At 58.2% G+C, this 11,014-nt stretch carries 7 protein-coding genes; 1 reads left to right on the forward strand and 6 read right to left on the reverse strand.

Translation table 11 applies throughout. The features are described 5' to 3' along the window. Positions 1–48: 48 nt before the first annotated feature. The 6 genes from CDA63_RS10495 to guaB form a co-directional block, all read right to left on the reverse strand. Positions 49–1,437: a peptidylprolyl isomerase gene (locus CDA63_RS10495; protein WP_088464413.1), complete on the reverse strand. Its 1,389-nt coding sequence runs from the start codon at positions 1,435–1,437 to the stop codon at positions 49–51. Between the two features lie 368 nt (positions 1,438–1,805). After that, positions 1,806–4,106: a peptidylprolyl isomerase gene (locus CDA63_RS10500; RefSeq protein WP_088464414.1), complete on the reverse strand. Its 2,301-nt coding sequence runs from the start codon at positions 4,104–4,106 to the stop codon at positions 1,806–1,808. A gap of 187 nt (positions 4,107–4,293) precedes the next feature. Continuing rightward, positions 4,294–4,707: an ATP-binding protein gene (locus CDA63_RS10505; protein WP_088464415.1), complete on the reverse strand. Its 414-nt coding sequence runs from the start codon at positions 4,705–4,707 to the stop codon at positions 4,294–4,296. Between the two features lie 26 nt (positions 4,708–4,733). Next, the gene (locus tag CDA63_RS10510; protein ID WP_088464416.1) at positions 4,734–5,063 is read right to left on the reverse strand and encodes an STAS domain-containing protein; all 330 of its coding nucleotides are present in this window, start codon (positions 5,061–5,063) and stop codon (positions 4,734–4,736) included. A 14-nt stretch (positions 5,064–5,077) separates the two neighbouring features. Continuing rightward, a complete protein-coding gene (locus CDA63_RS10515) occupies positions 5,078–7,171 on the reverse strand; it encodes a PP2C family protein-serine/threonine phosphatase (RefSeq protein ID WP_088464417.1) in 2,094 nt (697 codons plus the stop codon). 312 nt (positions 7,172–7,483) lie between these two features. After that, complete coding sequence (gene guaB, locus CDA63_RS10520; RefSeq protein ID WP_088464418.1) at positions 7,484–8,956, reverse strand: IMP dehydrogenase; 1,473 nt, start codon at positions 8,954–8,956, stop codon at positions 7,484–7,486. Positions 8,957–9,823: 867 nt separating this feature from the next. Between guaB and CDA63_RS10525 the strand changes: the two genes are divergently transcribed. Continuing rightward, entirely contained in the window at positions 9,824–10,900 is a 1,077-nt protein-coding gene (locus CDA63_RS10525; protein ID WP_088464419.1) for an efflux RND transporter periplasmic adaptor subunit, read from the forward strand. Positions 10,901–11,014: the final 114 nt, after the last annotated feature.

An 11,014-nucleotide genomic window follows, 5' to 3' on the forward strand; every position in this document is an offset into this window, starting at 1 on the left:
TCAGAACGTGGTCTCACCTCTCACTTCCCGTATCTCACTGCTAAAACTCTAATTAATCGAATTCAGCAGCTGGCAACCAGCGTACTCGGGGTCAACTTCGAGGTACACGGTGCCGCGGTTGAGGGCAAACCAGGCGTCGAGGGCTTTGTTTTTCTTCTGGTTGAGGGCAGCGGCGGCAATCTTCTGGTAATCGTCGGCTAAGTTGGCTTGGTGGGGCGGGCTGTTCGATTTGAGCCAGAGGATCCGCACGGCGTCCTTGCCATCTTCGGTACGGTAGGGCAAGGGGGGCGTAATGCTGCCCACCTTCATGGTGTCGATGGTGAAGAAGATGGCCGGGTCGATCTGGTCGAGGGGCAGGTAAGTGCTGGCGTCGCGGCGGTTCTGGAGCAGGCCGCCGTTGCCGCTCGTGAGCTTATCGTCGGAATTGTCTTTGGCAGCCTTTGCGAAAGTCAGCGTGTCGGCCATCACTTTCAGGCGCAGTTTAGCTAGCTGCAGAGAGGCCTCGTTGGTGTCGGTCGTACCGGTTTCGGGCTTCAGCAGAATGTGACGGGTGCTGTACGAATCGCCCTTGCGCTCGATAAGCTGAATAACGTGAAAGCCGAACTGCGACTCCACGACCGGCGAAATGCCACCTGGCTCCAGGCGCAACGCGGCGGCCTCGTACTCGGGCACCAGCTCACGGCGCTTGAAGAAGCCCAGGTAGCCGCCTTCCACGGCCGAGCCGGGGTCCTGCGAATACTGCTTGGCCAGGGTGGCGAAATCTTCGCCGGCCACAATACGGGCCCGCAGCTCGTTGAGCTTGGCCTGGGTGGCCAGCTTCACTTTGTTATTGACTTGGGCAATTTTCACAATCTGACCTACTTCCACCTCGGTAGAGTAATAGGGCAGGCTGTCTTTGGGCATGCGGCTGAAGTACTGGCGCACCTCGCGGGGCGTCACCGATACTTTGCCGGCAATCTGGTCCTGCATTTTCTGCTGAATCAGCTGCTCCTTCACCTGCCCGCGCAGGTCGTCTTTGATCTGTTTGAGCGGCTTGCTGTAGTATTCTTCCAGTTTCTGCTCCGAGCCAATTTGCTGCACGAAGTAGGCCATGCGGCGCTCCAACTCACTTTTTACCTGCGAATCCTCCACTACCACCGAGTCGGTTTCGGCCTTGGCCAGCAGCAGCTTGTTGAGGGCCAGGCTTTGCAGGATTTTGCATTTAGTGTCGGGTGGCAGGGGCTTGCCCTCGGCCCGGGCTACTTCCTGGCCGTAAATGGTTTCCAGGTCCGACTTCAGCACGATTTGGTTGTCGACTTTGGCAATGATGCCGTCGACCATTGTGCGCCCCACGGGCCGGCCCATGCCCAGTTGGCCGTAGCTCACCGTAACCGAACCGACCAGTAACACGGCGCTCAACAGCACCTTCTGGACTGGTACTCGCAAAAAATCAATCATGGAATCTGGTTCTAATGCCCGCCCCGGCAGTGTGCGCGGGCTGGGTCCGACGAATGGCATAACGCCAAAAGACGCCCGTAAATTTCGTTATAAATCCTTTCTCTGGCAAAAACCGTCAGCTTACCCCATTTTGGGTCGCTGTTGCTGCCAGGAGCCGGATTCGGGCCACCGCGTTGCATGAGTAGAGGCGAGGCGTAAGAAAGAACGTCATTCTGAGCATGTGGCGCATCAAGCCAGGGATGAAGAATCTCGCGTGCTGGCGTTGCAACACCAACCAAACGGCAGGATTGCCATTGCACGTGGGATTCTCCATCTCTGGCTTGATGCGCCCATGCTCAGAATGAGGTTATTTACTGCCAATCAACCACCTACTTCGTTACCAGCTTGTCTACCTCGGCTTGGTTTATCGTTACCGGGTACTGCGTGCGGAGCTGGTTGAGCCACTCCTTCTCCAGGTAGTTCTGGTAGTCGGAAGTTGCCTGGCCGCGGGTATCGGCCAGCGTTTTGGGGCCAGCGGGCAGCACTTTGTCCACGATAATGGTGTAGTAGCGTCCTTCGGCTTCGGTAGTATACGAACCCGGGCCACTGGCCATGAATTGGTCTACGGCTTTGCTTTCGCCCTGCTGGAAGTTGCGTTGCTGAATCTGCACGGCCAGCGGGTTCTTCTCGTTCAAGGATTCTTCGAGCGCAGCCGGATTGGTGCTCATGACCGTCAGCTGGGCATCGGCGGCGGCGGGCTTGCCAGCGGCCGTGCGCATCTGGTTGGCCGATACCCCCAGGGCCGTTAGGTACTTTAGTACGCTGGCATTGCGGCGGGCCACCAAGCTGGCAGATTCGCCGCGCTTGGTGCGGGCCGTAATAGTCAGCATCAGGGCCGGATCAATGCTGAGGCGGTTGGCCAGCTCTTCGAGGGCGGCCCGGCCGGCGGGCTCGATGTCGGCGGTGCCGGCCCGGAAGCTCACGCTCGTGGGCATACCCCGGCGCACCGGGTAGCTACCGGCCCGCAGCTGCTGCTGGGCTCGGGTGCGCAGTTCGGGCGAAGCTGCGCTGATAACGGTGGCCTGCACCCGCGGGCCCCACTGGTACTGCGCCTGGTTATCGGCAAAGAACTTCTGCAGACCCACGGTGTCCTCCACGGCTTTGGTCCAGACTTTCTCGTCCATGAGCTGGAAGAGCAGGATACCGTCGCGGTACTCCTTCACCAGCATGCGGTAGTCCTCGTACTTGGTTTCCAGGTTGGCTTTCTCGAACTCGGTCAGGCTCTGGTCCACGTATTGGTCGTAGAGCTGCTGCATGGCAAAGCGGGGTTCCGCACTGGGTCGGGGCCGCTGGTTCTGCTGGGCGAACGTCAGGAAGTCCTTTACCAGGTAGGGCTTGCCCTGAATGGTGAACAGGGTGGAATAGTCGGTGGTCGTTTTGCTGGCCTTCGTGCTGGCTACTGGGGCGGCGTAGGCGAAGCGGCCCTGCACCAGCGCCGTATCAGCCTTGGCGAGGGCGTAGTCCTTTACGGCTTGATTTTCCACGAAATTGTTCTCCCGGCGCACCCGCTTGAGAAAGGCGGTGCGGTTGAGCTCCGAGCGCGAATCCTTAGATACTTTGCTCTTGAGCGTGGGCTCCATGGCCTCAAAGGTGGGCACAGGCTGCTTTTCGAGCAGCTTGATGATGTGCCAACCGTAGGGCGTCTGCACGGGCGGGGCCAGGTCGCCGGGGTTCTGGAGCTTGAACGCAGCTTCCTCGAAAGAGGGAATCATGCGGCCGGTACCGAAAGCGGGCAGCTCGCCGCCGTTAGGAGCCGAGCCGGCATCTTCCGAAAACTGCCCTACCAGCTTGTCCCAGTTCTCGTTGCGGCGGCTGAGGCGGGCGTAGAGCTCGTCAATCTTCTTTTTAGCCGTCACTGAATCGGCGGCCGGCATGCCGGGCGTGGCCCGAATCATGAGGTGGGCCACTTTCATTTCGCCCTGAGCTGGGCGCACCTCATTTACTTTAATGAGGTGGTAGCCGAAGCGGGTGCGTACCGGCTGCGACACCTGCCCGGCGGGTGTAGAATAAGCGGCCGTTTCGAAGGGGTACACCATCTGCATGGCCGTGAAGTAGCCCAACGAGCCACCGTTGTCGCGGGCCGAAGGGTCTTCGGAGGTCTGGCGGGCCACTTGGCCGAAGTCTTCGCCGCCGCTTGTCACGCGTTGGCGCAGGGCCATTGCCTTTTCGTAAGCGGCCAGCGTGTCTTTCGGGGCGGCGTCGGGCGCCACCCGGATGAGGATGTGAGCGGCGCTGATTTCCTTGCTCAGCCGGTCATAGGCTTCGCGCACCAGCTGGTCGGTAACGCTTTTTTCCGTCAGATAGGGCTGGGCCAGCTGCTGCTTGTAGCCCTCTAACTCCTGGCGAAAAGCCTGGGTGGTATCGAGGCCCCGCTGCTCGGCGGCCAGCACCTTGAGCTTGAAGTTGGTGTAGAGGTCGAGGTATTCCTGCACGCTGGCCCGGGTGCCGAACTGGGTATCCGCGCTATTGTTTTTACGGTACACGTAGGCAAATTCCGCGGCCGGTACGGGCGTAGTGCCCAGGGTTTCGACGATGGCCTTCGGGGCGGAAGCAGTGGTGGATTTGGTGGCTTGGCACCCGGCCAGCAGGGCGGCCGCGGCGGTGCCGGCAAACAAAAGGCGTTGGTGCATACGGAAGAGAAGGGGTCAACTATAGGCCAAATAACGGCGATGAACGAGCAGCGGTCTGCTCACCCAACGTTGGCGGTTACAATTTTACGGATTTTTTTCCGGGCACCGACCCCAAAGGCGGTCTGGAGGGAGCACAAAAAGAGCACCCCGAAATGGAGTGCTCCTGGCAATGGTAATAGCGGTGGTGTCAGGCCAAGTACTTGTAGAGGCGGCAGACGTTGTGGGCCCCGCGGGTGGTGTATTCTACCCGGTCCATGATGCGGTTAACAAGCATCATGCCCATGCCGCCCTTCTTGCCCACACGCACGTATTCGCGCAAATCAGGCTCTTGGTAGCTATTGGGTGAGTAGGAAATAAGATTAGTATCCTCAATTTCAATTTCAAACTCCTGTCGGTGCACGGCTAAGCGCAGGTCCAGAAACTGCGATTCATCTTCCTTGTTACCATGAATAATAAGGTTGGCTACCACTTCATCCACAGCCAGCACAATCTGGTTGATGAGTATATCTGAGAACTGCTGTTCGGCTAAAAATTCGCTCACAAAATCCCGTACCACCTTTAGGTTGTGGCGAGTACAGCTAATGCGGAGCGTATGTTTCATGTCCTCTGGTTGCGGTGTGGCCCCACTCAAACGGCCACGGCGTCGGCCTCCGATGGCACAATCGTCATCAGCGAATCGAGGCCCAGAATTTCAAATACGTTGTGCACTTTCTCCTGCATGTTGAAAAACACCAGCTTTACGTCAGCGTCCTGAAACGTCTGCAAGTGAGAGATGAACACGCCGAGTCCGGCAGAGGAAATGTAGTTGAGCTGCTGGCAGTCGATAAGAATTTTCTGGTTTTTCAGAATTTCGGGCTTGCCCAATTCCGTGTCGAGCACAACAGAGGAGCTGGCATCCAGCTCGCCGTTGAGCACGAGCGTGAGGGTAGTGTCGGTGGCGTGTTGCGTTATTTTCATGGCTAGGTGCTACGCTAAAGCGCAGCTTCGGGTTGGGCCGACTTGAATTTAATTACCAGCAGCGTCTGGTCATCGTGCATGGGCTGGCCCTTACTGAACTCGTGCAAATCGGCCAGAATGTGGGCTTTAATCTGTTCGGCATCAAGGTAATATGACTGCTCGAGCATTCGAAGCAGGCGGTCTTCGCCGTACTCATCCTGGGCGGCGTCACGGGCTTCTACAATGCCGTCGGTATAGATAACCATCACGTCGCCAGGATTGTAATCGTAGAACTGGTTCTTGATGTGCTTCTCGTAGCCGTCGTGGCGGATGATGCCCAGACCCAGGCCGGCCGTCTGGAAGTAGGATACTTCCTCCTTAATGGAATGGTAGTAAAGCGTGTGGCAATGGCCGGCGCGGGCAAACACGAATCCGCCGTGCTCATAATCAATGATGTAGAGCGAAGCCGTAATAAAGGCCGACTTTTCGAGGCAGCGGCCGAGCGCGTCGTTGGCCTGGGCCATAAATCGGCTGGGCACCGGGTACTTTTCCCGCTCGTTTCGGGCCAGTGGGTTTTCCTGCATGAGGGCATGGAAAATTCCCTTCATCTGGGCCACGTGGAAGGCCGCCGTCACGCCCTTGCCCGATACGTCGCCAATGAGCACGGCCAGCCGCCGCCCGGGGAGGTGCAGAAAGTCATAGAAGTCGCCCCCTACTTCCGTGGCTGATACGGCGTAGGAGCTGATTTCAAACCAGTTGTCGATGGGCAGGTTCTTCGGAATCAGGCTGTCCTGCACGGCCGAGGCAATCTTGAGTTCGTCCTGCACCCGCTGGGTATGCATAGAGGCCTGAATGAGCAGCAGGTTTTCGATGCTGAGCACCGTCTGGCTGGCGAACGTCTGCAGGATGCTGAGGTTCTCGCGGTCGAAGGCTTGGGTGTGTTCCTTGAGCAGGTAAATATTACCGTAATGGCGCTTGCTCGAACTCAGCGGCATCACCATCAATGAGCCAAAGGGCAACGCCAGCTTCCGGAAACTACTGGCCCCAAGTTCATTATTGAGGTATTCAAGATCAAGCAGCTGCATGTGGGACAGTTGCTGGCGGATAGCCTCGCCTTGGTCGGGTTGCAGCTGAAAGCGCGGTTCAAAGCCGGGGTCGCGGGCATCGGTCAGGTGCAGCCAAGCGGCATCGGCCTGCACCGTCTGGATGGCCGAATCGAAGAACATGCTGTACACTTCTCCCTCGGTCTGACCTCGCTGAATGAGTTGGGTGAGGCGCTGGAGGCTTAGTATCTCCTCGCGCTTCTGCTCAAACACGCCTGCTGTGGGCAAGTTGAACAGCGTCACTAGCAGGCCCATCAGGGCGTAGAAGCCGGCAAAGAACGCGTTGAGCAACAGGAAGGCGTTCTGAGTGGCGGGCCCGACCAGCCGGAAGGCGGGGCGGGTGTAGAGGAAGTAGGCCACAAACACCCCCATCACCACAATGATGGCTAGTTGAAACAACACGACGCCTAATTTCTGGCGGCGGTTGAGGAAGGCCACCCATTTCTGGCGGCCACTCAGGTAGGCGCCGTAAGCCGCCAACACGCCCAGTAGGGCTGAAGCCAAGCCCATTGGCGGCGTCCAGGGCAACAGCCGCAGCAGCAGAGTGGCCCCGAGTAGTACCTCAAACCACACCCACTGCCGCCGGAGCCGCTCGTTGGAGCGGAACAGGACCAGGGCCCGCCAAGCGTAGTTGGTATGTGCTAGCAGCAGCACAAACAGGCCCACGTTGAGGGTGTAGAACACGGTGTAAAGTACGGAGCCAGTGCCTTGGCCTGGGCCCGACACGAGTTGGACCAACTGATGCACTCCCACCCCGGCCACCGCCCATAATGCCGGCCTGAGCAGCAACTGGCGCAGCAGACCGGTGAAATCGATGCCCTGCAACCGTTCGGGAGCTGCCCGCTCGCGCATGAATACGGCCACGATGAACATGGCCTGCAACACCAGCAGCAGCCAGCCGGGGGGGGCGATACGGCCGCCCGTAAGTTCCGGGTGGGCGTACAGTAAAGTGCCCCCCAACAACCCCATCCAGCTCAGGACGGCAAAAAAAGACAGGAAGGGGCACAGCTTCCGGGGAAATGACATGCAGTGAATAGGAAAGAAACAGCCAGAGCAAGCAGCCGAACGGAGGGACAAGATACGGGCCGGACCGGGAATCGGCCAACTGTAGCCGACGAAGTGCTCGTGAGGCAGCAAATAAGCTCAAACTTACCAAGCTGGTAGGGCGCCGGTTGGTAGGCCCCGCCGACCTATTAGTAGCCGGCCGTAACGGTTAGCACGACTAGCTGCGCCGGGATATTTTAGTTGCGAAAAACGCACTAACCCAGTCAGGGTAGTGCGTTTTTCGCCTGTTATCTACGCCCCATCAATAGAGCAGAAAGCCTTGAAAGAAAAAGGCTAGCGGCTGCTGTAGTTCGGTGCCTCGCGGGTAATCTGCACGTCGTGGGGGTGCGACTCGCGCAGGCCGGCCCCAGTGATGCGCACGAAGCGGGCCTCGTGCAGGGCCTCGATGGTGGCGGCGCCGCAGTAGCCCATGCCGGCCCGCAGACCGCCCGTGAGTTGGTACAGCACTTCGGCCGCCAGTCCTTTGTAAGGTACCCGGCCCACGATACCCTCAGGTACGAGCTTTTTCACGTCGTCCTCGGCATCCTGGAAATAGCGGTCCTTACTTCCTTCCTCCATGGCCTCCACCGAGCCCATGCCGCGGTAGCTTTTGTACTTGCGGCCCTCAAACAGGGTCATTTCACCGGGGGCTTCTTCGGTGCCCGCCAGCAGCGAGCCAACCATTACGGTGCTGGCACCGGCCGCCAGAGCCTTCACCACGTCGCCGGAATACTTGATGCCGCCATCGGCAATAATCGGGACGCCGGTGCCCTCCAGGCCCCGGGCCGCTTCGAGTACGGCCGAAAGCTGGGGTACGCCAATGCCGGCGATGATGCGGGTGGTGCAGATGCTGCCTGGCCCCACGCCCACCTTCACGGCGTCGGCGCCGGCGTCGGCTAAAGCGCGGGCGCCTTCGGCGGTGGCCACGTTGCCTGCTATTACTTCGAGGTCGGGAAACTGCTGCTTGAGGTTGCGCACGGCGTCGAGCACGCCTTTACTATGGCCGTGGGCGGTATCTACGCTCACTACGTCTACGCCGGCTTCTACCAGGGCGGCCACGCGTTCCATCAGGTCGGCTGTTACGCCCACGGCGGCGCCTACCATCAGGCGGCCCTGCTCGTCTTTGCAGGCGTTGGGCGTGCGGCGGCGCTTACGAATGTCTTTATAGGTGATGAGGCCCACCAAGCGGCCTTCCATATCGATAACGGGCAGCTTTTCGACTTTGGAATCCTGCAGAATGTCTTCGGCGGCGGCTAGCTCGGTGCCGGCCTTGGCCGTAACGAGCGGCGTGGCGGTCATTACCTCCGTTACCGGCCGGCTCATGTCTTTCTCGAAGCGCAGGTCGCGGTTGGTAAGGATGCCCTTGAGGCGGCGCTGCTCGTCGATGATGGGGATACCGCCGATGTTGTTGTCGCGCATCAGCTTGCGGGCATCGGCCAAGGTGGCGGTTTCGGCCAGCGTGAAGGGGTCGAGAATCATGCCGCTCTCGGAGCGTTTCACGCGGCGCACGAGCTCGGCCTGGGCCTTGATGCTCATATTCTTGTGGATGATACCGATGCCGCCTTCCTGGGCCAGGGCAATGGCCATTTCGGCCTCGGTCACGGTATCCATGGCCGCCGACACGAACGGCAACTGGATTCGGATGTTGCGAGTGAGCTGGGTGCCAGTGTTGGCGTCGCGGGGCAGTACTTCCGAATAACCGGGCAGCAGCAGGACGTCGTCGTAGGTGAGGGCCTCGAAGGCAATTTTGGCGGCGTGGTCGGCCATGGCAACAAGTGGATTAGGTGCTACTTATTGCCGGACAAAGCTACGGCGGAAACTTGGCTTTCGGGTTATGCCCACGCGGGGTTTTATAGAAATTCAGCCTAGTTGGTTCCGCTACGCCTGGGTACTGCCAATACGGTAGGGCCCGCACCAGCAAGCAGGGCATGATACCACTTGCACATTACAGCCAGGGCCTCCACCTGCCAATCTAAAGCCAGTCCGGATATGATGCGCCAACTCATTATCGCTTCATTGTCAATAAGTGAGTACTTACTCATTAATAAGAACGAAAATTAAATTATTCCGATGGGCAGTAGTTATTCCCTGCTCATTGCTCACAGCTGCAAAGCAACAGCACCAGACTGCTTGGTGGTGCTATGTAACTGGCCCTCATTGAGCAGGCCGGCTTGGTGCTGCTAGCGGGGGCCTCGTACTGGTCTACCAATAGCACAGTGCATAAAGGTGTCAGGCGTGCTGTTAATCGACTATGCGCAAAGCAAAAGGGTTGCGAGTGCAGGCTTAGTCGGGCGGGAGAGGAGAGGCTGGGGCAACGTGTTTTTTAAAAGGACTTCATACCCGCTTCATGTAGTGGGAACTTGTTTTGTGCCAGTCAACCACAAACCAACTGGCGTGGAGCAACTGTATTTTTCCTTGAATTCATCGTGCCAGCCCCGCAGACTGGCCGTTTGGCTAGCACCTGGAATGGATTAATAGAATGACTGTCAAGGCACTAAGCTTGAAATAGCCGCCTGGCAGGCATCCAGACATAAATACAATGTGCTTTCTGGTAAGCTGGAGCCTTATTCGGCTCCTGGGAATTTCCGCTAAGCAGCCATCACCAACTGCCCCTCGGGGCAATCCCGTTTTTTTATGAAAAGAGTGCTCCTGAGCCTGTGTATCCTAGCCAACTTTACTGGCTGCTCGAAAGAGAAAGAAGAGAAGGAAGAAGTGATAAAGCTGGTTGTAACTAGCCCCTTAACTACCGATACCACCATCACCAAAGAGTACGTGGCCCAGATTCACTCCATCCAGCACATCGAGATGCGGGCGCTGGAGAAAGGCTACCTCCAGAAGATTTTTGTGGACGAGGGCCAGACCGTGCACAAGGGCCAGTCGATGTTCCAGATCATGCCCATGGTGTACCAAGCCGACCTGAAAAAGTCGCAGGCCGAGGCCAATTACGTGGGCATTGAGTACCGTACCACCAAGAGCCTGGCCGATAGCAACATTGTATCGAAGAACGAGCTGGCCCTGGCCCGGGCTAAGTACGACAAGGCCAAGGCCGACGTGTCGCTGGCCAACACGCACCTGCAGTTCACGACCATCAAAGCCCCCTTCGACGGCATCATGGACCACTTCCAGGGCCGGCTGGGCAGCCTGGTGGATGAGGGCGACTTACTGACCACGCTTTCCGATAACAGTAAAATGTGGGTGTACTTCAACGTGCCCGAGGCCGAGTACCTGACTTATAAGTCGATGGCTAAGGCGGACCGCCAAACGGAAGTGGGCCTGAAAATGGCCAACAACGAGGTGTTCAAGTTCCCGGGCGTGGTACAGACTATTGAGGCCGACTTCAACAACGAAACCGGCAACATCGCCTTCCGGGCCACTTTCCCGAACCCCAACGCTCTATTGCGCAACGGCGAAACCGGCAATGTGCTCATGACCGTGCCCCTCAAGCACGTGCTGCTGATTCCGCAGAAGGCCACATTCGAGATTCTGGAGAAGAAGTACGTCTACACAGTCGATAAGAACAAGGTAGTGCACCAGCGCGAAATCACCATCGGCTCCGAAATGCCCGACCTCTACGTCATCACGAAGGGCCTGACGGGCAACGAGAAAATCCTGCTCGAAGGCCTGCGCAAAGTGCAGGATGGCGACAAAATCGACTTCACCTATGAAGCCCCCCGCACGGTGCTACCGAAGCTGAAGGTGTACTCGGAGTAGCTTTTTTTAAGCTGTTGGCTGATAGCTATTAGCTGCTAGCTTTTCGGCAAACGAAGCTAATACCACCAGTTCGAAGGACAGATTATGCCCGGCATTCAGTCAGAACGAAAGCTA

It is taken from the genome of Hymenobacter amundsenii, assembly GCF_002204745.1.
In the GTDB taxonomy this organism is placed as follows: Bacteria; Bacteroidota; Bacteroidia; order Cytophagales; family Hymenobacteraceae; genus Hymenobacter; species Hymenobacter amundsenii.

Coding starts and splice junctions, on each gene's coding strand:
- CDA63_RS10495 (WP_088464413.1), bottom strand. CDS start 1,437: ATGATTGATTTTTTGCGAGTACCAGTCCAGAAGGTGCTGTTGAGCGCC.
- CDA63_RS10500 (WP_088464414.1), bottom strand. CDS start 4,106: ATGCACCAACGCCTTTTGTTTGCCGGCACCGCCGCGGCCGCCCTGCTG.
- CDA63_RS10505 (WP_088464415.1), bottom strand. CDS start 4,707: ATGAAACATACGCTCCGCATTAGCTGTACTCGCCACAACCTAAAGGTG.
- CDA63_RS10510 (WP_088464416.1), bottom strand. CDS start 5,063: ATGAAAATAACGCAACACGCCACCGACACTACCCTCACGCTCGTGCTC.
- CDA63_RS10515 (WP_088464417.1), bottom strand. CDS start 7,171: ATGTCATTTCCCCGGAAGCTGTGCCCCTTCCTGTCTTTTTTTGCCGTC.
- guaB (WP_088464418.1), bottom strand. CDS start 8,956: ATGGCCGACCACGCCGCCAAAATTGCCTTCGAGGCCCTCACCTACGAC.
- CDA63_RS10525 (WP_088464419.1), top strand. CDS start 9,824: ATGAAAAGAGTGCTCCTGAGCCTGTGTATCCTAGCCAACTTTACTGGC.